This window comes from Streptomyces sp. NPDC021622, from assembly GCF_040640795.1.
Lineage (GTDB): Bacteria > Actinomycetota > Actinomycetes > Streptomycetales > Streptomycetaceae > Streptomyces.
On the sequence record NZ_JBFACK010000002.1, the window covers coordinates 198867 to 223972 of the forward strand.

A 25106-nucleotide genomic window follows, 5' to 3' on the forward strand; every position below is an offset into this window, starting at 1 on the left:
TTCCTAACGGTCTGAGGGTGCGGGACGGGGTGCACGTCCCGCGTCAGGAAGGGGCTTACGTCTTCGGGTACGCCCGGTAGTCGAAGCCCGTCGGGCGGCCACCGGCGCCGTCACTGGCGCCGTCACTGGCGCCATCGACGAGGGCGCGGACCGCCGCGTGGTCCGGCGAGCGATGGCAGGCGGGGTCGGTGCGGGCGGCATCGCCGGTCAGGGCGTACGCCTGGCAGCGGCAGCCCCCGAAGTCCACGGTGCGCAGCTCGCAGCTGCGGCAGGGGTCACGCATCCACGCCTCGCCGCGATAGCGGTTGAAGGCCGCCGACTCCCCCCAGATCCAGCCCAGTTGGTGGTCCCGCACGTTCGGAAGGTCTTCCTCTGCGAGCAGCTCACCGGCGGCCGGGCACGGAAGTACGGCCCCGTCCGGGGCGACGGTCAGCGAGATGGCACCCCAGCCACCCATGCAGGGCTTGGCGACCCCGTCGACGTAGTCGGGCGCCACCCACACCAGCTCCATGCGCCCCGCGAGCCGCTCCCGCCACCGCTCGACGCGTTCGCGGGCGTACGCGACCTGTTCCCGCCCCGGAAGCAGTGCGCTCCTGTTCCGTAACGCCCAGCCGTAGAACTGGGTGTTGGCCAGCTCGATGCGGTCGGCACACCAGGCGAGCCCCAGCTCCACGAGCCCGTCGAGCGCGTCGAGATTGGCGCGGTGCAGTACGGCGTTGAGCCCGAGCGGAAGCCCGGCAGCCCGCACGAGCCGGGCAGCCCGCTCCTTGGCGCCGAATGCCCGTACTCCCGCGATGAGTTGAGCGGCTGCCGGGTCCGCGTGCTGCACGGACAGCTGGACGCTGCGCAGCCCCGCGTCGACAAGTGCCGTGAGCCGACGCTCATTTAGGCCGACCCCGCTGGTCACGAGCTGGGTGTGAATCCCGACGGAGTCGGCGCCGCGCACGATCTCCACGAGATCACGACGCAGGAGCGGCTCCCCACCGGACAGATGCGTCTGCACGACACCGATATCGGCGGCCTGCCGCATCACATCGGCCCACTGCCCGGCAGTCAACTCCCGCCCGCGCTCGACCAGTTCGGTGGGATTGGAACAGTAGGCACAACGCAGAGGGCACCCGTGGGTGAGCTCGGCGAGGAGCGCCCAGGGCGGGTCGACGGGGCGGGGGCGCAGGGGTGCGGGGGTGGCGGGGCTCGGGGACTCGGGGGTGGCTGGGCTCGGGGGTGCAGGCGTGCCAGCGCTCGGGGGCTCGGTGGCGCCGGCGCCCGGAGGCTCAGCCGCACCAAGTCTCGGCCGCGCAGGCGCGCCAGCGTTCGGAGGCTCGGGGGTCGCGAGGCTCGGGGGCTCGACGACGCCAGCAGCCGCACCAGCACTCCGGAGCTCGGTAGCTCCAACGCTCGGACGCGCAGCCGCGCCAACCCTCGGGAGCTCGGCAGCGTCAGGACTCGGGCTCGCAGGCGTGCCTGCGTTCAGGCGAGCGGCAGCGCCACGGCTCGGGCCCGCAGCCGCACCAGCACTCCGGAGCTCGGTAGTGCCAGCACTCGAGCCCGCAGCCGCACCAGCACTCCGGAACCCGCTCGCCCCAGCCCTCGGCGTATCGTCCCTCACCGGAGCCACCCCTCCGCCCGCAGTGCCGCGAGGAACCCCGGCACCTCGTCGGCCACCGGTGCGTCCGGATGTCGGCGCGCCAACTCGCCCACTATCTCGTCGACTTCACGCTTGCCGTCGCACAGGCCCACCACGCTCCCCGCGGACCCGCGCAGCACGACCACCCGCTCGGGCAGCACCAGCAGGTCGACTCCGCGCACCCGGTCGTGTCGCAGCGTCACGGAGCGGGCGAGCACGGGGCGCCAGTCGTCGGCCATCAGCCGCGCCCCGGCCCGCGGTCGACCGCGTCAAGGAGGGTCCACAGGACGTCGCACTTGAAGCCGAGCGCGGCGACGGCCCGCTCCTGTTCCGGCCGTGTGCGCGCCCACTCCAGGACGAGGCCGAGCGCCTCCTGCCCGTCCCTGCCGCCCTGTTCCACCCGGGTGCGGAAGTACGCGAGGCCCTCCGGCTCGATCCACGGGTAGTGCCGCTCGAACGCCTCGATCCTGGTCCGCATGAGGTCCGGCGCGGACAGCTCGGTGAGCGAGGCGGCGACGGCGTCCAGGGCGGGCCTGAGGCGGCAGAAGTTGACGTAGCCGTCGACCGCGAGTCGCACGCCGGCCAGCACGCTGGAGACGTCGAGCAGCACCTCGCGCCCGACGCCCGCGGCCTCGCCGAGCCGCAGCCAGCGCTCGATGCCGCCGTCGCCGTCCTTCTCCCCGTCGTGGTCCTGGATCCGCCGCACCCAGCCGCGCCGCAGCGCCGGATCGTCGAACTTGGCGAGAATCAGCGCATCCTTGACGGGGATGTACCGCTGGTAGTGGAAGCGGTTGACGATCCAGCGGCGCAACTCGTCCCGGGTGAGGGTGCCTTCGTGCATGCGTACGTTGAAGGGGTGCCGGTCGTGGTACCGCTCGGCGGAGACGGCGCGCAGCCGCGCCGTGAACTCGTCGGCCGTCCAGGGAGCCGTCACAGTCATAGCTCGATCGCCATCCGTTCCGCCGCGACTTCGATTCCCCACTCCGCGAGGAGCTTGTGCTGCTCGGCGTGCGGATTCCCCAGGGGATTGGTGTTGTTGAGGTGGGTGTAGAGGCAGCGCCCCGGCAGCCGGGCGAGCCGGCGCGCGGTGCCGCCGGGTCCGGAGATGGGCAGATGTCCCATTCCCGTGGCGGTGCGGGTGGAGAAGCCGCAGCGCAAGGGCTCGTCGTCGTCCCAGAAGGTGCCGTCGATGATCACGAGGTCGGCGTCGCGCACCACCTTGTCGAAGGCGTCGGACCAGACCGCGAGGGCGGGCGCGTACAGCAGGGTCCTGCCGGTACCGGAGTCGTGCAGACGCAGCGCCACGGACCAACTATCGCCGCCGGTCCGGCAATTAAACGCATACCTAGGTCGCTTCCCGGACAGGGGAACGGCGCTGACCCGCAACCCCCCGCCCCCCAACGAGCACCCGGCAGCGGTCAACTCCCGCCACCGCACATCCGTATAGGGCCCGAGGACGGCGTCGAGCCCCAGCCCCTCCCCCACCGCATGCCGCACGGGAGCGGTGGCGAGGACCTCGAAGCCGGCGGCCGCTTCCCGGAAGCGGGCGATGCCGAGGGTGTGGTCGAGTTCGGCGTCGGTGAGCACGACACCGGCGACGGGAGTCTGCCGGGCTCCGGGGCCGGGACGCAGGTCCGGGCAGTCCTCGATCTGCTCGCCGATGTCGGGGGTGGCGTTGACGACGTACCAGCACCCCTCCGCCGCGCGCACGGCGAGCGAGGCATGCCGGCGGCGACGCTCCGGGTGGGCGCGCGCCCCGGTGCATCCGGGGCACGCGCAGTTCCACTGGGGCAGCCCGCCGCCCGCCGCGGTGCCGAGCACCTGCAGCAGCATGGCGGCGGGGTTACCGGTCGGCGCGGAGGTACGCCGTCACTTCGAGCGCGGTCTCCACGACCTCGTACTCGGGGGTCTGCCATGCGGTGACGGCTTCTGCCGCCGGAAGTGCCGGAAGTGCCGGAAGTGCCGTGGGGGTCTCGTGGTCATTCATACGTGGATCGCTGCCTTCCTGAAAGGGTGGGGGGCAGGGTGGGGGGTCAGGGTGGGGTCGGGAGCGAGAAGGAGCACCGAGTTCACCGGGCGTTCACATGAGTGTCCTGCGTTCAGTGATGTGCAATAGAGTCGCGGCATGACGGAACGCGGTCAATGGTGCGGACCAAAAAACGCCCGTAGTTCACCCGGGAGTGGTCATGGAATGCAGCACCGCACCTGATCGTTGACCATGGGAGTACCACCCGACCGACTTAAGGATCGAGAGCTCGTGAGCAAGGTCCCCCCGATCATCCTGAACAATGGCGTCGAGATGCCGCAGCTCGGCTTCGGCGTCTGGCAGGTACCGGACGACGAGGCCGAGGCGGCCGTCACGACGGCACTGGAGGCCGGGTACCGCAGCATCGACACCGCGGCCATCTACGGCAACGAAGAGGGCACCGGCAAGGCCGTCGCCGCTTCCGGCATCGCCCGCGCGGAGCTCTTCGTCACCACGAAGCTCTGGAACGCGGACCAGGGTTACGACGCCACGCTCCGCGCCTTCGACGCGTCACTGGAGAAGCTGGGCCTCGACTATGTGGACCTGTACCTGATCCACTGGCCGCTGCCCTCCAAGAACCTCTACGTGGACACGTACAAGGCGTTCGAGAAGATCCAGGCCGACGGGCGCGCGAAGTCCATCGGCGTCTCGAACTTCGAGCCCGACCACCTGGAGCGGCTGCTCGGCGAGACGTCGATCATCCCGGCGGTCGACCAGATCGAGCTCCACCCCCACCTCCAGCAGCGCGCCGCCCGCGAGTACCACGCGGAGCAGGGCATCACCACGGAGGCCTGGTCCCCGCTGGGCCAGGGCAAGGGCCTCCTGGAGGTCCCCGCGATCGTCGCGATCGCCCAGAAGCACGGCCGCACGCCCGCGCAGGTCGTCCTGCGCTGGCACATCCAGCTGGGCAACGTGGTGATCCCCAAGTCCGTGACGCCGTCGCGGATCAAGGAGAACATCGACGTCTTCAGCTTCGAGCTGGACCCCGAGGACATGGCGGCGATCAGCGCTCTGAACGAGGACCGGCGGCTCGGTCCGGATCCGGCCACGTTCGACGTGGTCTGACGTCACCCTGGGGCGCCTCCGTCCGGCACACGCCGGGCGCGGGCGCCCCTTTGCCGTCCCGCCCGCCGTCCGCGTCAACAGGCCTTCGTCAAGCCAACAACAGGTCTTCGTCAACAGGTCTTTCGGTACTTGACCGTTGGCAGATAGGTCTGCCACTGCGCCCTGCTGAGTCCGCCTCTGGCGCGCTCGCACACGGCGTCCGCCGCACGGCCCGCCCCGATCGGCACCGAGCGGCTGGGGATGTGCGCGGTCGCCACCCGGAGTTCGTCCCCGGCGAAGCCGAGCGCCAGGACGGCGCCGTCCGCGCCGGGGTACTCGGCGCCCGCGAGGCGGGGGGTTTCGGTCTCCCAGACGCGTACGGTGCCGTCCGGTCCACCCGCGGCGAGGTAGCGGCCGTCTTCGGAGAAGGACAGGACCGAGCCGAGTGGCTCCTCCCCCGTGCCCCACTCGTACGAGCCCGGAGAGAGCACACCCAGGGCCCGGCGGCCACGGGCGTCCCACAGGGTGATCCTGCCGCTGTCGTCGGCGACGGCGAGAAGGCGGCCGTCGGGGCTGTGGACCGCGGTGCTCAACATGTCCTCGCCGCGCAGTACCCGCGACGACCGCCCCGTCTCGAGGTCGGTCAGCACACCGTCCGTCGTGAGGAGGGATCGGCCGTCGGGAGCCAGCGTTCCCAGCAGTCCTCCTGTCCACTGCCGCAACACCCTGGTTCGCGTGTCCCCCGTCATGTTCCAGACCTCGACCTGCCGGTCGCCGTGCTCCCGCTCGCCCAGCGGCATGCCCGCGGCGACCACTCGCGTACCGCGCGACGGGACCGCCAGGCTGTCGATCCACGACGGGATGCGCGTACGGGACGACTCCTGGGCGTCCCTGATGTTCCACCGCCGCACCGTCGTGCCGCTCTCGCCCACGAACCCGTAGGCCAGAGCCCGGCTGTCCGGGGAGAAGGCCCACGGCTGGCCCGCCCCGCAGTCCACGCAGGCCGGGCCGGGCAGCGACGCCGACAGCGCGCCGCTCCGCGCATCGCGCAGCCTGAACTTCCCTTCGGTGCCGCGGCCTTCGACCGTGGCAAGGGTGCGCCCGTCCGGGCTGAAACGCGCGTCCGTCAGCGGTTGACCGCGACGGTGCACGGTCAGGGCCGCACGAATGTCGAGGGTGCGTACGACTTCGGAGCCGGCCCGGTAGCGGATCACACCCGCTGCCGTGTCCACCCTCAACTCGGTGGCTCCGCGGTCCCGCACCGGATATCGGAGGAGCGGCGTGCCGGGTGCATCGGTCTTCCGCAGCGTGATGTCCCCGTCGTCGGTCATGACCGCCGCGACCGTCCCGTCATCGCCGAAGTCCACACTTCCCTCGGAGTCGGCGGGCAGCTTGATCTTCGGGCGCTCCCGGCCGGTCGTCGGCTCCCAGGTTCGAATGCCGCTCCCCATGGAGAAGGACAGCGCCCGACTGTCCGGGGTGAAGGTCAACTCAGGTGCTCCGCAGACCTGTTCATCCACATCGCGGGGCCAGGTCCTGGGCACGTACCGCCCCTTCGCGACGTCCCGCACAGCGAGCCGGCCGCCCTGCGAACAGGTCGCCAGCAGCCGGTCATCGGGGCTGAGCGCCGGAGCGGGACTCTCTGTGTCCTGGCCCCGGATCTCGTCGAGAAGCTTGTGCCTTCGTATGTCCCACACCTGGACAGTGGCACCGTCGCCGACCCTCGTGCGGATGACGAAGGTCCGGCCGCGCGGCCCGAACCAACCGTCCGTGTCCCACCGTTCCCCCGTCCCGAAGCGCGGGCCGACCGCCCGGTTCCGGACCAGATCCCACACCTGTACGCCGCTCCTGCCCTGCTGCGCGACCATGCGTCCGTCGGCGCTGGCGTCCATGCTGTTCTCGTGGATACCGGGCCGGGACGTCGTACCGATGCGGCGATGGCCGCGCACGTCCCACCGCACCACACGGTCACGGTCGACCGCCGTCAGCGTGCGCCCGTCCGCGCTCAGCCAGCGCTGCGCGTCCGGCGTGGTGCTCTTGTCGGAACCGGCGAACGAGTCCTGCTCCCGCCACGCGCCGGCGGCACGCACCGCCTCGCGCGTCTCCGGCAGATCCGCAACGCGCCAGGCGGCCACACTCAGCCGCATCGCGGTCACCGGATCCGAACGCCGCAGCGTCTGCGCGACGCCGACGATCCGCCGCGCCTGGGCCTCGGCCCGCTGCCGCTCCCCGTTCCGGTTCTGCTGCCAGGCGGCCACGCCCGCGATCACGGCGAGGCAGAGCAGTACGGCGACGCCGGAGATGAGCGCCCGCGTCCGCCGCGCGGCGCGTGCCTTCGAGCGTGTCTCGTGGTCGTGGGCGTCGACTCCAGCGCGGAGGAAATCCCGTTCCAGGTCGGTCAGTTCGAGAGCGGCGAGTTCCGGGGAGTCGGCGGAGTCGGAGGAGTCGGAGGAGTCGGCGCCTCCCGAACCGAACGCCTCCCGCGCCGCCGTCAGCCTCGTCCCCCGGTACACGGCCCCCGCGTCCCGCCCGAGCTCCTGCCACGTCACGGCCGCCTCGGTCAGCGCCCGGTGCAGCCGCAGCCGGTCGCGGTCCGCGTCGACCCATCCCCGCAGCCTCGGCCATGCGCTGATCAGGGCCTCGTGGGCGAGGTCGACCGTCGTTCCGTCGACAGTCAGCAGCCGCGCGGCGACCAGGCGTTCCAGTACGTCGTCGCAGCCGGCCGGGAGTTCGGCGCGGTCGACGGGGCGGCGGGTGTCCTGCGTGCCGTCGCCCGGCGCGACCATGCGCAGGAGCAGCCGACGGGCCGTCGCGGCCTCCGCGTCCGTCAGCCGCCCGAAGACTTCTTCCGCGGTGTGCGCGATGGCGCCCCGTACGCCGCCGATCGCCTCGTACGCCGCCTCGGTCAGTGTCTTGCCGCTGCGCCGCCGCCACACTTCGCGGAGCGCGTGCGCCATGAGCGGAAGGCCGCCCGGCTCGTCCGCCACGTCGGCCACGATCCGGGCCGTCAACGTCCGCTCCACGACGAGCCGTTCGGCCGCCGCGGGTCTGACGATGGCCTCGCGCAGTCGACTGGGCGACATGGGGCCGACGAGGAGGGTGGCGTCTCCCAGGGCGTCGGCCAGGGGGCCGTGTTCGGCGCAGCGGCCGTAGAAGTCGGCGCGGACGGCGACGATCACGCGCAGGCGGCTGCCGGGGGCGCGGGCCATGAGCAGCCGGTCCAGGAATTCCGTCCGTTCCGCCGGGGAGTGGCAGAGCGAGAAGACCTCCTCGAACTGGTCGATCACGAGGAGCGTGTCGCCGGCGCCGTCGGCGGGCGTCAGCAGGTGCCGGTGCGTTCGGGCCGGGCGGTCCCCCGGGGTGAGAATGCGCATCGCGGCCGGGCGCCAGGCGTCGGTGGACTCCCGTAACGCCGGGATGAGCCCGGCCCGCAGCAACGACGACTTGCCGCTGCCGGAGGCACCGATCACCGCCGCCACGCGTCGCCGCGAGGTGAGCCGCACCAGCTCGTCCACGAGGTCGCCGCGGCCATGGAAGCGGGCCTGGTCGTCGGCACCGAATCTGGCGAGCCCGGGATAGGGGGACTCGCCCCCTTCCGTGTCCCGTTCGGCGTCTTCGGCGACCGTTTCGTACCAGCGCCGCTCCCACTCCTCCGGGTCCCCGTCGCACACGGACACATAGGCGAGCAGCACGGGCAGCGTCGGCAATCGCTCTCCCGCGGCGGCCGCGGAGAGCGTCGGAGCCGAGTACGCGACGCGCTGCGCCATCGCCCGGTAGGTGGGGCTGCCCGCGTCGACGCGGAGCTTGCGGAGTTCGTACGCGAACCGCTGGACCGGGCCCGCCGTCGGCTCGAGCGGCTTCTCCCGACGCCCCATCCCCTGCCCCTCCCAGCCCCCTCTGGTCAAGATCCGGGACCACGTTAGCAATTGATCGGTGCGGCGAAACAGGGCTGCCAATCAATCCGCGCGCCGCTGAACTCGGCTTTCCGGTCCCGTTCTTGGGCCCGGATCCGCACAGCCGACCGCACACGCACGGGGAGCCCACCATCGCCACCACCACTCGGTCCAGCCTTTCCGACCCGCCACGAGCGGTCGAACGCAAGGCGGAGCACGCCGTTCAACTCAGGGATCGCACACGGTGGTTGCCCGCCGTACTGCCAGGTGTGCTGCTGACGCTCACCCTGGGCCTCTGGGGCTTACGCCGCGGCGGAAGCATGTGGCGGGACGAAGCGGTCACCTACGACGTCGCGCACCGCGGCCTGTCCGACCTCTGGCACACGCTGGGGAACGCGGACGCCGTGCACGGGCTCTACTACCTGCTGATGTACGGCCTCTACGGGATCTGTGAACTCTTCGGCCGTGCCGACCCGTTGCTAGTGATGCGGATCCCGTCCGTGCTCGCGATGAGCGTGGCCACCGCCGGTGTGGCGATGCTCGGGCGGCACCTCGCCGGTCCGCGGGCCGGGCTGCTCGCCGGGGTCGTGTTCGCGGTGATCCCTTCGATCCAGCGTTTCGCACAGGAGGGCCGCTCGTACGCGATGGTGTGCGCCCTTGTCGTCTGGGCGACGTACGTACTGGTGCGCGCGGCCTCGGCCGACGGACTCCGGGCGCGCCGCCTGTGGCGCTGGTACGGCGCGCTGATGCTGGTGACGTGCCTGCTGCACGAGTTCGCGGTGTTCGCGCTGCCCGCGCACGCTCTGACGGTGCCGTGGACCGCACGCCGGTCGTGGGCCCGGGCCGCGGCGGTCGTGGTCACGGGTCTCGCGCCGCTCGCCGTGCTGAGCCAGCGGCAGAAGGATCAGGTGGGGTGGCTGCACGTCGACCTGAGTCAGTACGCGGGAGCTACCGGTCTGTGTGTGGCCGGGGTGGTCTGCGCGGCGCTCCTCGGCAGGCTCGGCGGGCGGGCGGCGGATGCGGGGCGGCCGATCGGGCTGCGTCGGCCCGCCCTGGCGCTGCTCGTCACCCCCACGCTCGCGCTGCTGCTCATCGCCCCGGTCAAGCCGCTCTACGCGGACCGTTACGTCCTGTACGGCGTCGCCGGGCTCGCGCTGCTCATCGGGGCGCTCCTCGACCAGATGTCGCGCGGCGGACGCCGGCGGACCGCCGTCACCGTGGTCACCGCCGCGGCCGCCCTGATCGCTCTGGCCCCCTACAGCGTGCATCTGCGCACTCCGGACAGCCGCCTCGACAACACGGCAGCGGTCACGCAGGCCGTTCAGGACGCCGGGAGCGAGGGCGACGCCGTCCTCTACATGCCGTCGCGCCGCCGGGTCTGGTCCCTGCCGCACCCGCAGGCCGTCGCGGGGCTCGACGATCTCGCCCTCGACGGGCGTCCCGCCGCTTCGCACACCTTGTACGGCACCGAGGTCGGCGCCGATGTCATCCGGGCCCGGATGCTCACGCGGACCCGGATCGTCTTCGTCACCGACCCCTCGCGCGATCCCGTCGACCAGATCCCGCGGGAGACCGTGAAACGCGACGTCCTGAAGGACCACTTCGAGCAGTGCCACACCCGGACCGACCGGGGCTGGCGCGTCACCCTGTACGCCCGCCCCGGCCACTGCCCGGCTAGCCCTTGACCCCCACATGCACCGTCTGCACGGACAGCAGGAACACATCCGGCCGGTGGTGCAGGCTCTGTTCGTCGTTCTCGTCCAGGAGGCGGTCGACCGTGGTGAGGTCGTCGGCGTCGAGGGTCTGCGCGTGCATCTCGCGGCGGCGGGTGAGTTCGCCGATGAGGTGGGTTCGGGCGTTGGCGGGCAGGGGGGCCGGGAGGTCGAGGAGGAAGGATCGGGTGCCCGCGTGGCGGAGGCCCGCCTCGGTCAGGAGCGCGGGCCAGTCCTCCGTGACCGACTTCGCGCCCGGCAGGTCCGCGCGCATCTGCGTGAACCACTTCTCGTCGGCCAGGTCGAAGCGGGTCTGCAGACCGGGGCGGCCGAAGCCGATGTCGCGGGGCAGGCTGCGGGGATTGAGGCCGCCTTCGAGGAGGGCGAGGGCGCCGCCCGGCGCCAGGCGGTCCGCGAGCGCGGCGAGCGCCGCCTGCTGGTCGCCCACGTGGTGCAGGGCACGGCCGATCCAGAGGAGGTCGGCGGGCGGCAGCTCGCCGATGCCCTCGGGCAGTTCCGCCCTGCGGGTGCTTACGCGGCCCGTCAGGCCCTCGCGGGCGGCGCGTGCCCTGGCCCGCTCCAGGAGCGGCTCCGCCGGGTCCACGGTGATCACATCGGCCTTGGGGAAGGCCTCGGCGAGGAGGAAGGAGATGCTGCCCGAGCCGCCGCCCACGTCCGCGATCAGGGACGGCTCGGGCTGCCAGTCGCGCAGCCACGCGGCGATTTCGCGGTTCTGCGGCGCGGCGAGCTCCGCCTGCCGCTCCAGCATCGGGCCCATCGCCGCCCAGTCGATGTCGTCGTGGTGGTGGTGACCGTGGCCGTGCTGGTGAGTGTCGTCGTGGTCGTGGGCCATCTTCGCTGCCGCCGCCTTCGGTGTGCTCAGGAGTGGGTGGGATCGCTCCCCACCCTGCGCTTCGGGGCGCCGCTCGCCAAGCAGCCTTGCCGTTTCAGCAAACCGCGGTGCGGATTCAGTGGTACGGATTCATGGGGCGGCGGGCGCCGGTTCCTTGCGGAACGACAGGAGCGTGAACTCCGGGTCGGCGCGCGGGACTTCCTGGTCCGGCAGCTCCGCGAGGCGGGCCGCGAACCGTGCGGTCAGGGGCGAGTCCGGGGCCAGCATGGTGAACCAGCCCCGGTACAGGTCATCGACGGTGCCGCGCGGCGAGCGCCCCTGGCCGTGCCCGCGGAACCGGGCCCGCCCCTCCCCCGTCAGGCCGTGCGCCGCCGCGTGCGAGCGCACCGTGTCCGCGCGGTCGGGGGCGGTGCGCACCGGACGTCCGGCGAGCACGGCGTCGATGTCGCTGCCCACGTCGTGCGAGGCGGCCTTGTCGACGGTCGTGACATAGACGCCGCCGGGCCGCAGCACCCGCGCGCACTCGGCGACGACCACGGCCGTCTCTTCGGCGCCGGGCAGCAGATGCAGCAGCCAGACCGTGCTCACGGCGTCGAACGAGGCGTCGGGGAAGGGCAGTTGACGGCTGTCCCCGAGCACCACGGATCCCGGGACCCGCGCCGCCGCCATCCGCGCCATGCCGTCCGCCGCGTCCACGCCGGTCACCCGCAGGCCAGGACGGGAAAGCCGCCGGGTGACCAGGCCCGTGCCGCAGGCCACGTCCAGCAGGGTGCGGGTCCGGGAAGGCACCAGGCCCAGGACCGCCGCGGCAGCGGCCGCGGCGCGTGGCTCACCGCCGCGCGACGCGTCATAGCGGTCCGCTTCCTTGCCGTAGTCCAGCATCGGCATTCAGGCCGCCCCGTGACCCGGCGCCAACTCCTCGACCCTGCGGGCCAGTTCGAAGTCGAGGCCGGTGATCGCGCCGCCCGCGCTGTGGGTGTTCACGGAGAGGGCGACGGAGTTGTAGCCGAGCGTCAGGTCGGAGTGGTGGCCGAGCTCCTCCTGGATCTGCGCGATGTGCACGACCATCGCGGCGGCCGCGAAGTGCGAGCCGAGGCGGTAGGAGCGGGTGATCCGGTCGCCGTCGAGGGACCAGCCGGGAAGCTCGGCGAGCCGTTCCTCGACCTCCTTCTGTGACAGCGGTTCGACAGGCATGGCACGCTCCTTCCGGGTCGGGCTCCGGGTCGTACCGCGTACGGTGTACGACCGCGGGACCGGCGAATGTACGTACGTTTCTCACCCTGCCACAGCACGCGGCCGCCCGCCCTGGCCCCGAGCTCCGCCCGGCCGCGGCGGCGGCCACCGACAGGCCCGGTCGGCCCGTACCCTCCGGAGCGTGTCGGACCCGTCGATTACCGTCTGAGTATGACAACTGCCGCGCCCGCACAGGCGAATCCCACCTCCGGAGTCGGTCCACTGCTGCGCGGCTGGCGCGAGCGGCGCAAGGTCAGCCAGCTGGAGCTTGCCCTGCGCGCGGACTCGTCGGCGCGGCACATCAGCTTCATCGAGACGGGCAGGTCACGGCCGAGCGAGGAGACCCTGCTGCGTCTCGCCGACCACCTCGACGTGCCGATGCGGGACCGCAACTCCCTGCTCCTGGCGGCCGGTTACGCACCCCGTTTCCGGCAGACCCCCCTCGACGACCCGTCGATGGGCCCGCTGCGCGAGGGCCTGGAACAGCTCCTGACCGGCTACGAGCCCTATCCGGCCCTGGTCGTCGACGCGACGTACGACGTGATCACGGCCAACCGCAGCCTGGCGATGCTCCTCGAAGGCGTCCCGGAGCACCTCCTGGCGCCGCCCCTGAACGCGATGCGGCTCACCCTCCACCCCGAGGGCCTCGCGCCCCGGATCCGCAATCTGCGGGAGTGGCGGGGGCATCTGCTGCACCAGATGGAGCGGCAGATCGCCCTGCAGCGCTCGGACGCGCTGCGCGCGGTATACGAGGAAGTGGCCGCGTACCCGGTGGAGGATCCGGGGGTGGACGCCTTCGAGGCCGGCACGGACGTGCCCTACTTCGCGCTGCCCCTGCGGGTCGAGCACGACGGGCACGTCCTCTCCTTCATCTCGTCGATCTCCACGTTCAACACACCCATGGACGTGACGGTCGCCGAGCTGGCCATCGAGACGCTGCTCCCGGCCGACCCGGCGACGGTCAAATATCTGCAGACCCACCAGCCCTAGCGGCCGGGGCCCGCCGCCCGCAGCGCCGCGTACTGCAGAGCAGCGAATCCGCCGACCGTCACGGCCTGCAGCAGGGTCCACACAGCCCCTGCAGTACTGGGCGAGAGCCATGCGACGAGCGCGACGACGCTCAGCACCGCCCAGACGGCGTTGGCCTCGACCACCGCCCGGACGGGCAGCGACGGCGGACTCTTGCGGGCGGCGAGGAAGCCGACGGCCGCCCCGTAGAGGGCGAGGAAGACGCCGAGTCCGAGCAGCAGCCCGGCGTCGACGCCGAGGAAGCGCCCGAGCGGGCCCGCGGCGACGGCGTACGCAATGCCGTTCGCGCCGGTCACGACCGCGTCCAGGGCGAGGAAGCGGCGCAGCATCGTTTTCGGGTCGGTCGTGCGGGCGAGGGCGGTGAGGGCGTATGTGGACATGACGGGTCGACCTCCAGGCAGGGGGGAGAGCGGGGCAAGGAACGCGGGTCCCGGACCGGAGTGCGCCGGACCGGGCCCGGTGACATCACTGTGGCGTGCCCGCGCCGGCCGGTCGATTACGTCCGGGGTAATGGTCGGCCGTCCGCGGACAACCCGTACGGCGGCGGCAGACGGGTGCCCCGCACCACCCGCACCTAGGTTCGTTGAGAGGCAGACCTAGGGAGCTCCAGGGTGACTGAGACGACCGAGCCCGCCGCGGCGCTGCTGCGCGCGGGAAAGTTCTTCCGCCGCGGCACCGCAGCCCCCGACCTGCACAGCGTGGCGCTGACCGGCGGCAGGGACGCGGACGTCTTCTACCGCGACCGGTGGAGCCACGACAAGGTCGTGAACTCGACGCACGGCGTGAACTGCACCGGCTCCTGCCGCTGGAAGGTGTACGTCAAGGACGGCATCATCACCTGGGAGACCCAGCAGACCGACTATCCGTCCGTCGGCCCCGACCGCCCCGAGTACGAGCCCCGCGGCTGCCCCCGCGGCGCGGCCTTCTCCTGGTACACGTACTCGCCGACGCGCGTCCGCTACCCGTATCTGCGCGGCGTCCTCCTGGAGATGTACCGCGAGGCCAAGTCCCGGCTGAAGGATCCGGTCCTCGCGTGGGCGGACATCCAGGACGACCCTGAGCGTCGCCGCACCTATCAACTGGCGCGCGGCAAGGGCGGGTTGGTGCGTGCGACCTGGGACGAGGCCGTCGAGATCATCGCGGCCGCGCACGTCCACACCATCAAGAAGTACGGCCCCGACCGCGTCGCCGGCTTCTCCCCCATCCCGGCGATGTCGATGGTGTCGCACGCCGCGGGCGCCCGCTTCATGTCGCTGATCGGCGCCCCGATGCTCTCCTTCTACGACTGGTACGCGGACCTTCCCGTGGCCTCGCCGCAGGTCTTCGGCGACCAGACCGACGTACCGGAGTCGGGCGACTGGTGGGACGCCGCGTATCTGATGATGTGGGGCTCGAACGTCCCCGTCACGCGCACCCCCGACGCGCACTGGATGGCCGAGGCGCGCTACCGGGGCCAGAAGGTCGTGGTCGTCGCGCCGGACTACGCCGACAACGCCAAGTTCGCCGACGAGTGGCTGCACCCGCACCCCGGCACGGACGGCGCCCTGGCCATCGCGATGGGGCACGTGATCCTCAAGGAGTTCTTCGTCGACCGGCAGACGGAGTTCTTCACCGACTACGTCCGCAAGTTCACCGACCTGCCGTTCCTGGTGACGCTGACCGAGCGCGACGGTGCGTTCGTCCCGTCGAAGTTCCTGCGCGCCACGGATCTGGGCGAGCGCGGCGAGGGCGGCGACTGGAAGACGGCCGTCCTGGACGAGACCACCGGGCAGCCGGCCGTCCCCAACGGCTCGCTCGGCTTCCGCTGGACCGACTCGGGCAAGGGCAAGTGGAACCTGGAGCTCGGCTCGATCAAGCCGCAGCTCTCCCTGCACGGCTCGGACGTCGCTGCGGGCGTCGAGGTGCTCCTGCCGCGCTTCGACACCGAGGGCGGCACGCACGGCCAGGGCCGCGGCGAGATCGTCCGCCGTGGCGTGCCCGCCACGCGGCTCGGCGGGCAGGACGGCCCCCTTGTCACGACGGTCTTCGACCTGCTGCTCGCGCAGTACGGCGTGGGGCGCGGGGGACTGCCTGGCGAGTGGCCTTCTTCGTACGAGGATGAAGAAGCGCCCGGCACCCCTGCCTGGCAGGAGGCGCACACCTCGGTGCCGGCCGCGAAGGCGGTGAAGATCGCCCGGGAGTTCGCGAGGACCGCGGAGCAGTCGCACGGCCGCTGCATGATCCTGATGGGGGCGGGGACCAACCACTGGTTCCACTCCGAGACGATCTACCGGTCGTTCCTCGCGCTGCTCCAGCTGACCGGCTGCCAGGGCCGCAACGGCGGCGGCTGGGCGCACTATGTGGGCCAGGAGAAGTGCCGCCCCGCGACCGGCTGGGCGACGCTGGCCAGTGCCAACGACTGGAGCAGGCCGCCGCGGCAGATGATCGGCGCCGCGTACTGGTTCCTCAACACCGACCAGTGGCGCTACGACAAGTTCGCGGCGGACGTGCTCGCATCGCCGCTGGGCGATGGCCGGTTCGCGGGGATGACGGGCGCGGACTGTCTGGCGCTCTCGGCGCGCACCGGCTGGATGCCGTCGTACCCGACGTTCGACCGCAACTCCCTTGAGCTGGGCGAGACTTCGGACGATCCGGTGGCCGACGTGGTCGACGAGCTCAAGGCGGGCTCGCTCAAGTTCGCCTGCGAGGACCCGGACGCGCCGGAGAACTGGCCGCGCGTCCTGACCCTGTGGCGCGCCAATCTGCTCGGTTCGTCGGCGAAGGGCGCCGAGTACTTCACCAAGCATCTGCTCGGCACGCACTCCTCGCTGCGGGCGGAAGAGGCAGCCCCGAACGAGCGTCCCTCGACCGTCACTTGGCGCGACGAGGCCCCCGAGGGGAAGCTCGATCTGCTCGTCTCGCTCGACTTCCGGCAGACGTCGTCGACGCTGCTCTCGGACGTGGTCCTGCCGGCGGCCACCTGGTACGAGAAGCACGATCTGTCGACGACCGACATGCACCCGTACGTGCACTCCTTCACCCCGGCCGTCGACCCGCCCTGGCAGGCCCGCACGGACTTCGACGCCTTCAAGGCGATCGCGGAACGGCTCAGCGATCTTTCCGTGGACCATCTCGGCGTACGCAAGGACGTCGTCGCCACCGCGCTCCAGCACGACACGCCTGGCGAGACCGCGCAGCCCGGCGGGATCGTCCTGGACTGGCGCAAGGGCGAGTGCGAGCCGGTGCCGGGGAAGACGATGCCGAACCTGGCGGTGGTGGAGCGCGACTACACCGCGATCGGCGCGAAGTTCGCCTCGCTCGGTCCGCTGGTGGAGAAGCTGGGCCTTCCGGTCAAGGGCATCGCGTTCCAACCCGACCAGGAGGTCGAGGAGTTGAGGGCACGCAACGGCGTCGTGCGCGGCGGACCCGCCGACGGCCGCCCCGCCCTGGACACGGCCATCAAGGCGGCCAACACGATCCTCGCCCTGTCCGGCACGACCAACGGGCGCCTGGCCACCCAGGGCTTCCGCACCCTGGAGGCGCGCACGGGCCAGGAGATGGCGCACCTCGCCGCCGAGCACGAGGGCAAGCGCATCACGTACGCCGACACACAGGCGGCGCCGGTGCCGGTGATCACATCGCCGGAGTGGAGCGGCAGCGAGTCCGGCGGCCGCCGGTACACGGCCTTCACGCTCAACACCGAGCATCTGAAGCCCTGGCACACCCTCACCGGCCGCCAGCACTTCTTCATCGACCACGACTGGATGCACGAACTCGGCGAGGCGATGCCCGTCTACCGGCCGCCCCTGGACATGCACCGCCTCTTCGGAGAACCACGCCTCGGCCCGGACGGCGAGAAGGAAGTGACGGTCCGATACCTCACCCCGCACAACAAGTGGTCGATCCACTCCGAGTACCAGGACAACCTCTTCATGCTGTCGCTCTCGCGCGGCGGCCAGTCCATCTGGATGGCCCCGCAGGACGCGGACGCGATCGGCGTCAAGGACAACGACTGGATCGAGGCGGTCAACCGGAACGGCGTGGTGGTGGCACGCGCGATCGTCTCGCACCGTATGCCGGCCGGCACGGTCTACATGCACCACGCGCAGGAGCGCACGGTGAACGTCCCCAAGACGGAGACCACCGGCAGGCGCGGCGGCATCCACAACTCCCTGACCCGCCTCATCCTCAAGCCGTCCCATCTCATCGGCGGATACGCGCAGTTGTCGTGGGCGTTCAACTACCTCGGCCCGACGGGCAATCAGCGCGACGAGGTGACGGTGGTCCGTCGCCGCAGCCAGGAGGTCACTTACTGATGCGCGTCAAGGCACACATCGCGATGGTGATGAACCTCGACAAGTGCATCGGGTGCCACACCTGCTCCGTCACCTGCAAGCAGGCGTGGACCAACCGCGACGGCATGGAGTACGTCTGGTTCAACAACGTCGAGACCCGTCCGGGCCAGGGCTATCCGCGCCGCTACGAGGACCAGGAGAAGTGGCGCGGCGGCTGGGAGCTGAACAAGCGGGGCGCCCTGAAGCTGAAGAACGGCGGCCGGATCAAATCCCTCCTGGAGATCTTCTCCAACCCCAAGCTGCCGGAGATCAAGGACTACTACGAGCCCTGGACGTACGAGTACAAGAACCTCACCGACGCCCCGCTGGGCGACGACTATCCGGTCGCCGAGCCGCGCTCCCTGATCAGCGGCAAACCCATGAAGATCGAGTGGTCGTCGAACTGGGACGACAACCTCGGCGGCGCGGCGCAGTACGGCGACCTCGACCCGATGGTGGAGAAGACCCGCCAACAGGCCGCCGACAAGGTGAAGTTCGCCTTCGAGCAGACCTTCATGTTCTATCTGCCGCGCATCTGCGAGCACTGCCTCAACCCGGCGTGCGTGGCGTCCTGCCCGTCGGGTGCGATGTACAAGCGCGAGGAAGACGGCATCGTCCTCGTCGACCAGGACCACTGCCGGGGCTGGCGCAAGTGCGTGACCGGCTGCCCGTACAAGAAGGTGTACTTCAACCACCGCACCGGCAAGGCCGAGAAGTGCACGCTGTGCTACCCGCGCCTGGAGGTGGGACTGCCCACCGTCTGCTCCGAGACGTGCGTGGGCCGGCTCCGCTACCTCGGAGTGATTCTGTACGACGCGGACAAGGTGACCCGGGCGGCCTCCGAGCCGGACGAACACAAGCTGTACGAGGCACAGTTGGGCGTCATCCTCGACCCGGACGACCTGGATGTGCGCCGGGACGCCGAGCGGGCCGGGATCTCGTACGAGTGGATCGAGGCGGCGCGGCGCTCCCCCGTGCACGCGCTGATCAGCAAGTACAAGGTGGCGCTTCCGCTGCATCCGGAGTACCGGACGATGCCGATGGTCTGGTACATCCCGCCGCTCTCGCCGGTGGTGGACGCGCTCAGCGAGACCGGCCACGACGGCGAGGACCTGGACAATCTCTTCGGGGCTATCGACACGCTGCGCATCCCGCTCGAATACCTGGCGGAGATCTTCACGGCCGGTGACGTCGGCCCGGTGCGGGCCTCCCTTGAGAAGCTCGCGGCGATGCGGGCGCACATGCGGAACATCAACCTCGGGGAACGGCCGGGGAGTTCAATCGCCGAGGCCGTGGGCATGAAGGGCCCGGAGATCGAGGAGATGTACCGGCTGCTCGCCATCGCCAAGTACGAGGACCGCTATGTCATCCCGACCGCGGCCGTCGCGGACGCGCAGCGCCTGGAGGAATCTGCTCTTCCGGGGCTCCCGGACTCCTGCAGCCTCGACTACGAGGAAGGACCCGGCATGGGCGGCGACGGGCCGTTCGGCCAGGACTCGGGCCGCAGGCAGCTGCCGCTGGTCACCATCGAGAACTTCCACGCGCTGCGCAGCCGGCAGACCGCCGACGAACAGCCCACCGCCGCCCGGGAGGACGAGCTGTGAGGAACGACCACGCCGTGCTCCACCAGGCCGCGGCGCACTGCCTCGCCTATCCGGACGCCGAGTTCCACGAGCGGCTGCCCCTGCTCACGGCGGCCGCGCCCCCGGCGCTCGGCGGCTTCCTCGCGCACGCGGCCGCCACGGACCCGCGCGAGCTCGCGGCGCACTACGTCCAGGTCTTCGACTTCAAGAACCGGCACAGCCTGTACCTGAGCTGGTGGCGCGACGGCGACACCCGGCGGCGCGGCATGTCCCTGGTGCGCTTCAAGGAGGTCTACCGCGCACACGGCATGGAGTTCACCGGCGAGGAACTGCCGGACTTCCTGCCCGCCGTCCTGGAGTTCTCCGCGCACGCGGGCCCGCTGCTCCTCGAGGAACACCGCAGCGGTCTCGAGCTGCTGCGGCTCGCCCTGAGCGACTTCGGCACGCCGTACGCGGAGGTCGTCGACGCGGTGTGCTCGACGCTGCCCGGGCCCTCGCCCAAGGACCGCGCCGAGGCGCTCGCGCTCGCCCGCTCCGGGCCGCCCCGCGAGGACGTCGGCCTGGAACCCTTCGCACTCATCGGGGAGCAAGCCTCATGAAGACCCTGCTGTGGGGCGTGCCCCCCTACGTCGCCTTCGTCCTGCTCGTCGCGGGGATCATCTGGCGCTACCGCTACGACAAGTTCGGCTGGACGACGCGTTCTTCACAGGTGTACGAGTCGAAGCTCCTGAACATCGCGTCGCCGATGTTCCACTACGGCATTCTCTTCGTGCTCGTGGGCCACCTCGTCGGCTTGTTCGTCCCCCAGTCGTGGACGGAGAAGGTGGGCGTCAAGGAGCACACGTACCACCTGTTCTCGCTGTACGGAGGTACCGCGGCCGGGATCATGCTCGTGCTCGGCATCCTGCTGCTCCTGTACCGGCGGCGGACCAACGCTCCGGTGTTCCGGGCGACCACCTCCAACGACAAGCTGATGTATCTGGTGCTGCTCGGCGCGATCGTGCTCGGCATGGCGGCCAAACTGACGCACGCGTCCGGCGACGGCTACAACTACCGGGAGTCGATTGCTCCTTGGGCCCGAAGTCTCTTTGCGCTGCAGCCGGACACGGGGCTGATGGCGGGGGTTCCGGTGCTGTACCAGATCCATGCGGTGGTGGGGATGGCCCTGATCGCGCTCGTGCCGTTCACCCGTCTCATCCATATGTTCAGCGCGCCGGTGCAGTATCTCTTTCGGCCGTATGTGGTGTACCGGAGCAGGGATCCGCGGCGGGTGGGGGCGCGGGCGGAGCGGCGGGGCTGGGAGAAGACGGGGTCGTAATCCAGGTTTCTGGCTCCGGCTGAGGGATCTCAGCCGGAGCCAGGGAAGTATTCAGCCCGTCCGGCGATTGAGGACGAACTCGGCGGAGCCGGTGATCAACGGTTCCCCTCCTTCGGGCCCTCCCCCTCCTCGTCCACAATCTCCGCTTCCACCACACCCTCCTCGGCGGAGGACTCCGGAGCCCCCTGGTCCTGGGCGCCCCCGCCCGCATACATCGCTTGGCCCATCTTCTGGCTCACGGCTGCCAGCTTCTCCGCCCCGGCGCGCAGCGCGGCCGTGTCGTCGCCCTTGTCGTTGAGGAGGGCCTTCAACTCGGCTGCCGCCGACTCCACTTCGGTCCGAGCCTCCGCAGGAACCCGTTCCTCGTTCTCCCTGACGAACCGCTCCGTCTGGTACACGAGTTGCTCCGCCTGGTTGCGCGTCTCCGCCGCCTCCCTGCGCCTGCGGTCCTCCTCCGCGTGTTCCTCCGCCTCACGGACCATGCGGTTGATGTCGTCCTTGGGCAGGGCGGAGCCGCCGGTCACCGTCATGCGCTGCTCGCGGCCCGTCGCCTCGTCCTTCGCCGAGACATGCATGATCCCGTTGGCGTCGATGTCGAAGGTGACCTCGATCTTGGGCACACCGCGCGGGGCGGGCGGCAGGCCCGTCAGGTCGAAGACGCCCAGCTTCTTGTTGTACGCGGCGATCTCCCGCTCCCCCTGGAAGACCTGGATGCCGACCGACGGCTGGTTGTCCTCGGCGGTGGAGAAGGTCTCCGAACGGCGGGTGGGAATGGTCGTGTTGCGTTCGATGAGCGTCGTCATGATGCCGCCCTTGGTCTCGATGCCGAGGGACAGCGGCGTCACGTCCAGGAGGAGTACGTCCTTCACGTCACCGCGGATCACGCCCGCCTGGAGCGTCGCGCCGAGCGCCACCACCTCGTCGGGGTTGACCCCCTTGTGCGGCTCGCGCCCCGTGAGTTCCTTGACCAGCTCCGTCACCGCAGGCATCCGCGTCGAGCCGCCGACCAGGATCACATGGTCGACGGCGGACAACTTCACGCCCGCGTCCTTCACCGCCTGATGGAAGGGACCCCGGCAGCGTTCGAGCAAGTCGGCGGTCAGCTCCTGGAACTGAGCACGGGTCAGCTTCTCCGCCAGATGCAGCGGTCCTTCCGCCGACGCCGTCACGTACGGAAGGTTGATGTCCGTCTCGCTCGACGAGGAGAGTTCGATCTTCGCCTTCTCGGCGCCCTCGCGCAGCCGTTGCACCGCCATCTTGTCCTTGCCGAGGTCCACGCCGTGCGCGTTCTTGAACTGCCGCACCAGGTACTCGACGATCCGCTGGTCCCAGTCGTCGCCGCCCAGCTGGGTGTCGCCGTTGGTGGCCTTCACCTCGATGACGCCTTCGCCCATCTCCAGGAGCGATACGTCGAACGTGCCGCCGCCCAGGTCGAAGACGAGGACGGTCTGGTCGTCGCCCTTGTCGAGGCCGTAGGCGAGTGCGGCCGCGGTCGGTTCGTTGATGATGCGGAGGACCTTCAGGCCCGCGATCTCCCCGGCCTCCTTGGTGGCCTGGCGCTGGGCGTCGTCGAAGTACGCGGGGACGGTGACGACCGCGTCGGTGACGTCCTCGCCGAGATAGGACTCGGCGTCGCGCTTGAGCTTCTGCAGGACGCGGGCGGAGAGTTCCTGCGCGGTGTACCGGGTGCCGTCCACGGACCCGCCCTCGGGAAAGCGCCAACTCCCGTCGCCCATATGGCGTTTGACGGAGCGTGCGGTGCGCTCCACATTGGTGACCGCCTGCCGCTTGGCGACCTCTCCGACCAGGACGTCGCCGTTCTTCGCGAAGGCGATGACCGAGGGCGTGGTGCGCGCACCCTCCGCGTTGGCGACCACCGTGGGATCGCCGCCCTCCAGAACCGCCACCACCGAATTGGTCGTACCGAGGTCGATCCCGACTGCACGTGCCATGTCCAGTCCCCTTCCACCGCGAGCCCGTTCCCGGCGTACTCCGCCCTCCATCACAAAACTTGAGCGTCGTCTTGTCAATGCCGCGTCTGCGGGTTCGAGCGGGTACGACTGTGCCGCCGCCCCCGAAGGGACGGCGGCACGGCCGGTTGCGCGCGGGCGTGCGCCGGCGTCAGGCCAGCTTCGCCGTCAGCGTGATCGGCGTGGCCTTCAGCGCCTGGCTCACCGGGCAGTTGACCTTGGCCTCCTCGGCGGCCGCGATGAAATCGGCCTCGTCCATGCCGGGCACGGTGCCCTCGACGGTGAGGTGGATGCCGGTGATGCCGGTGCCGGGCTGGAACGTCACGTCGGCCGACGTGACCAGGCGGGTCGGCGGGGTGCCCGCCTTGTCAAGGCCGTTGGAGAAGGCCATGGAGAAGCAGCTGGAGTGCGCGGCGGCGATCAGCTCTTCCGGGCTGGTCTTGCCGTTCGCCTGCTCGGCGCGGGACGGCCAGGACACCGCCTGCTCCTCGATTCCGGAGGAGTCGAAGGTGACGGTTCCGGCGCCCTGGAGCAGGTTGCCTTCCCAGACCGTGTGCGCGGAGCGCGTGGTAGCCACGATGGAGATCCCTTCAGTGCGGTTCCGTGATGCGTTCGGAACTTCCGTGTACCCCCATCCGATCACACCCTGACTCAGCGCACGCGGAAGACCGGCCCACGGGCGGTGAACGGCAGACGGCCACCGGACGGCAGCAGATACGCGTGCTCCCTGCGCACCCGCAGCACATCGCACTCCCCGTCGGTGATCACCAGGACCGGCGCGGCCGCCGGGAAGTCGTCCGCGCGCTGCAGCAGATCGATGCCGGGCTGCAGCACGGTGCCGCCGCGCCCGCGCACCCGTACCCGTCCCGCGATCTCCGTGACCGGCAGATAGCCCGCGTCGTGCGGCGCCGCGTCGCAGAACACGACGCGGGCCGCCGGTACGTCGCGTGCGGTGGCGTACGAGGCGATGGCGCCGAGCGCCTTGCCGAGCAGGACGCGGCTCATGGACCCGGAGGTGTCGAGGACGACGCCGAAGGTGCAGCGGGCGATCTCCTCGGGCGGGTGATAGCGGCCCGCGCGCGGGATGCCGGGGGTCGAGGCCTGGCGGCGCGAGGGCCGCGCGTAGCTGCGCAGGGGCTCCGGCCTGGGCACGAACTCGTCGAACCAGCGGGCCAGTTGGGCGTCCCACGGCACGGGCGGATTCGCGAGCGCGCGGATCTCCTCGATGAGGCCGCCTGGCAACAGCCCCCGGTCCTGCTGGTGATGCAGTTCATTCCCCTGCACGAGTCCGCGCCGGTAGAACTCGTCGAGGTCGACGTAGTCCCCCACCGGTCCGAGCGGCTCCCCGAGGATGTCGCCGCGCCCCTTGCCGCGCAGGGTCGCCATCCGGCGCATGCGGCGCTGATCGGCGACGATCCTGTCGTACACCTCCTCGGCACTGAGCCCCGCCAACTCCGGGTCGTACAGGAGCCCTTCGGGCATCTCGCCGACGCCCATCTCGCGCAGCCAGCCGTTGATGACGTAATCGGCGGCGACATTGAAGAGATACGCGTCGCGGGCTCCCCGCCGATCACCGTGGCGCAGGGCGGCGTGCAGCATCTCGTGGGCGAGGATGAACCGCCACTCCTCGTCGGCGTACCGCTTCAGCGGGTTGATGTAGATCTCCCCGGCGTCGGCGTTGACCGCGGCGACGGAGATGTCGTGGGCGCGGGCGAGTTCGGCGTCCGCGACGACCGTCATGCCGGCCGCGATGCCGCCGAGGAGGGGGTAGGAGGACACGAACCAGTTGAGCGCGCGCTCCCAGGGGCGGGTGGGCACGCGCTCGCCCTTCAGCTCGTCACGGCGCCCGCCCGCCACGTCCATGGCGGCGGACACCGTGCGGGTGAGGGCGTGCGCGAAGACGGTCTGCCAGTCCTTGACCGGGCCGTACCACGCGGGCCAGGGCTCGAGCACCTGGTCGGGGGCGGTGCCGCCGGCGCCGCAGTGCTCGTACTGGGGCGGGATGCCGTCACGCCGCCAGCGCGCGGCGAGCTGCTCCTCGTCGCCGCCGGGGAACGTGGTGGGCAGGTCGTCGGGCGGGCTGCCGACGGGGAACGTCTGCTGGAACCGGTGGACGACCACGCAGCGCGCCGCGAGGTCGAACCGGTCCGGCTGCTCGCGCTTGCCCTTGGCGGCGGGGACGTGACCGAACCCGAGGTGAAGGAGGCAGTGGGAAAGGGCCCAGGCCCATTCGCCGGGAGTGGCGAGGCGGGTGGGGTGGACGTGCACGCAGCCGTCGGAGTCGACGAGGGCGTGGCCTCGCGCGGGCGCGACGCGACAGCCGCTCCGGCAGAAGTCCGCTTCCAGGGAGTCGAGGGCGGGGTTGCTCCGCACCATGGCAAGCCCCTTGAGGTAGGCCTCTGTTGCGGGGTCGGGTCGGGGCTTCTTGTCCTTGCGGGGGCGGGTCATGCGGGGTTACTCCTGGGGGCTTTGCGTGCCTGGCAGCTGCCGGGCAATCGGGTGGGT

20 protein-coding genes are annotated in these 25106 nt (G+C 71.0%); 7 read left to right on the forward strand and 13 right to left on the reverse strand.

What is annotated here, in order from left to right:
• Positions 1 to 55: 55 nt before the first annotated feature.
• From pqqE to pqqA, 5 genes are all read right to left on the reverse strand, one after another.
• Positions 56 to 1174, reverse strand: a complete 1119-nt coding sequence (pqqE, locus tag AB0G47_RS05255; protein WP_360765105.1) for a pyrroloquinoline quinone biosynthesis protein PqqE — start codon at positions 1172 to 1174, stop codon at positions 56 to 58.
• A gap of 431 nt (positions 1175 to 1605) precedes the next feature.
• Positions 1606 to 1866 carry a pyrroloquinoline quinone biosynthesis peptide chaperone PqqD gene (gene pqqD / locus AB0G47_RS05260; protein WP_360764255.1) on the reverse strand — a complete coding sequence of 87 codons (261 nt, stop codon included), beginning with the start codon at positions 1864 to 1866 and terminating at the stop codon, positions 1606 to 1608.
• Entirely contained in the window at positions 1866 to 2567 is a 702-nt protein-coding gene (gene pqqC, locus AB0G47_RS05265) for a pyrroloquinoline-quinone synthase PqqC (RefSeq protein ID WP_360764257.1), read from the reverse strand. The genes pqqD and pqqC overlap by 1 nt, the downstream gene beginning before the upstream one ends.
• Positions 2564 to 3460, reverse strand: a complete 897-nt coding sequence (locus AB0G47_RS05270; protein ID WP_360764259.1) for an MBL fold metallo-hydrolase — start codon at positions 3458 to 3460, stop codon at positions 2564 to 2566. Before AB0G47_RS05270 ends, pqqC begins: the two co-directional genes overlap by 4 nt.
• A gap of 10 nt (positions 3461 to 3470) precedes the next feature.
• Positions 3471 to 3614: a pyrroloquinoline quinone precursor peptide PqqA gene (pqqA, locus tag AB0G47_RS05275; RefSeq protein ID WP_360764261.1), complete on the reverse strand. Its 144-nt coding sequence runs from the start codon at positions 3612 to 3614 to the stop codon at positions 3471 to 3473.
• 231 nt (positions 3615 to 3845) lie between these two features.
• On the opposite strand from pqqA, the gene AB0G47_RS05280 reads away from it, so the two are divergent.
• On the forward strand, positions 3846 to 4718 hold the full coding sequence (locus AB0G47_RS05280) for an aldo/keto reductase (protein WP_360764263.1): 873 nt from the start codon (positions 3846 to 3848) through the stop codon (positions 4716 to 4718).
• A 110-nt stretch (positions 4719 to 4828) separates the two neighbouring features.
• Here the strand turns inward: AB0G47_RS05280 and AB0G47_RS05285 are convergent, their stop codons facing one another.
• A complete protein-coding gene (locus AB0G47_RS05285) occupies positions 4829 to 8572 on the reverse strand; it encodes a hypothetical protein (RefSeq protein WP_360764265.1) in 3744 nt (1247 codons plus the stop codon).
• A gap of 338 nt (positions 8573 to 8910) precedes the next feature.
• Between AB0G47_RS05285 and AB0G47_RS05290 the strand changes: the two genes are divergently transcribed.
• Complete coding sequence (locus AB0G47_RS05290) at positions 8911 to 10275, forward strand: glycosyltransferase family 39 protein (RefSeq protein WP_360764266.1); 1365 nt, start codon at positions 8911 to 8913, stop codon at positions 10273 to 10275.
• Here the strand turns inward: AB0G47_RS05290 and AB0G47_RS05295 are convergent.
• The 3 genes from AB0G47_RS05295 to AB0G47_RS05305 form a co-directional block, all read right to left on the reverse strand.
• Positions 10265 to 11155, reverse strand: a complete 891-nt coding sequence (locus tag AB0G47_RS05295) for a class I SAM-dependent methyltransferase (protein WP_360764268.1) — start codon at positions 11153 to 11155, stop codon at positions 10265 to 10267. The two genes, AB0G47_RS05290 and AB0G47_RS05295, sit on opposite strands and share 11 nt — an antisense overlap.
• Before the next feature lie 129 nt (positions 11156 to 11284).
• Complete coding sequence (locus AB0G47_RS05300) at positions 11285 to 12037, reverse strand: class I SAM-dependent methyltransferase (RefSeq protein ID WP_360765108.1); 753 nt, start codon at positions 12035 to 12037, stop codon at positions 11285 to 11287.
• 6 nt (positions 12038 to 12043) lie between these two features.
• Positions 12044 to 12349 carry a 4a-hydroxytetrahydrobiopterin dehydratase gene (locus AB0G47_RS05305; protein WP_266872149.1) on the reverse strand — a complete coding sequence of 102 codons (306 nt, stop codon included), beginning with the start codon at positions 12347 to 12349 and terminating at the stop codon, positions 12044 to 12046.
• A gap of 210 nt (positions 12350 to 12559) precedes the next feature.
• Here AB0G47_RS05305 and AB0G47_RS05310 point away from each other — a divergent pair, with 210 nt between their 5' ends.
• Positions 12560 to 13378 (forward strand): helix-turn-helix transcriptional regulator, encoded by an 819-nt coding sequence (locus AB0G47_RS05310; protein WP_360764270.1) that lies wholly within the window; start codon positions 12560 to 12562, stop codon positions 13376 to 13378.
• Here the strand turns inward: AB0G47_RS05310 and AB0G47_RS05315 are convergent.
• Complete coding sequence (locus tag AB0G47_RS05315; RefSeq protein WP_360764272.1) at positions 13375 to 13797, reverse strand: hypothetical protein; 423 nt, start codon at positions 13795 to 13797, stop codon at positions 13375 to 13377. The two genes, AB0G47_RS05310 and AB0G47_RS05315, sit on opposite strands and share 4 nt — an antisense overlap.
• A 231-nt stretch (positions 13798 to 14028) precedes the next feature.
• On the opposite strand from AB0G47_RS05315, the gene AB0G47_RS05320 reads away from it, so the two are divergent.
• From AB0G47_RS05320 to narI, 4 genes are read left to right on the forward strand one after another with little or no spacing between them, the layout of a single operon-like run.
• Complete coding sequence (locus tag AB0G47_RS05320; protein ID WP_360764274.1) at positions 14029 to 17712, forward strand: nitrate reductase subunit alpha; 3684 nt, start codon at positions 14029 to 14031, stop codon at positions 17710 to 17712.
• On the forward strand, positions 17712 to 19334 hold the full coding sequence (gene narH / locus AB0G47_RS05325) for a nitrate reductase subunit beta (RefSeq protein ID WP_360764276.1): 1623 nt from the start codon (positions 17712 to 17714) through the stop codon (positions 19332 to 19334). The genes AB0G47_RS05320 and narH overlap by 1 nt, the downstream gene beginning before the upstream one ends.
• Positions 19331 to 19912, forward strand: coding sequence for a nitrate reductase molybdenum cofactor assembly chaperone (gene narJ, locus AB0G47_RS05330; protein ID WP_360764278.1), 582 nt, complete (start codon positions 19331 to 19333; stop codon positions 19910 to 19912). The genes narH and narJ overlap by 4 nt, the downstream gene beginning before the upstream one ends.
• Entirely contained in the window at positions 19909 to 20631 is a 723-nt protein-coding gene (gene narI / locus AB0G47_RS05335) for a respiratory nitrate reductase subunit gamma (RefSeq protein ID WP_360764280.1), read from the forward strand. The genes narJ and narI overlap by 4 nt, the downstream gene beginning before the upstream one ends.
• Before the next feature lie 95 nt (positions 20632 to 20726).
• Here the strand turns inward: narI and dnaK are convergent, their stop codons facing one another.
• The 3 genes from dnaK to AB0G47_RS05350 form a co-directional block, all read right to left on the reverse strand.
• Positions 20727 to 22583, reverse strand: a complete 1857-nt coding sequence (dnaK, locus tag AB0G47_RS05340; RefSeq protein WP_360764282.1) for a molecular chaperone DnaK — start codon at positions 22581 to 22583, stop codon at positions 20727 to 20729.
• A gap of 169 nt (positions 22584 to 22752) precedes the next feature.
• Positions 22753 to 23178: an OsmC family protein gene (locus AB0G47_RS05345; protein ID WP_360764284.1), complete on the reverse strand. Its 426-nt coding sequence runs from the start codon at positions 23176 to 23178 to the stop codon at positions 22753 to 22755.
• A gap of 74 nt (positions 23179 to 23252) precedes the next feature.
• Positions 23253 to 25049 carry a hypothetical protein gene (locus AB0G47_RS05350; RefSeq protein ID WP_360764286.1) on the reverse strand — a complete coding sequence of 599 codons (1797 nt, stop codon included), beginning with the start codon at positions 25047 to 25049 and terminating at the stop codon, positions 23253 to 23255.
• Positions 25050 to 25106: the final 57 nt, after the last annotated feature.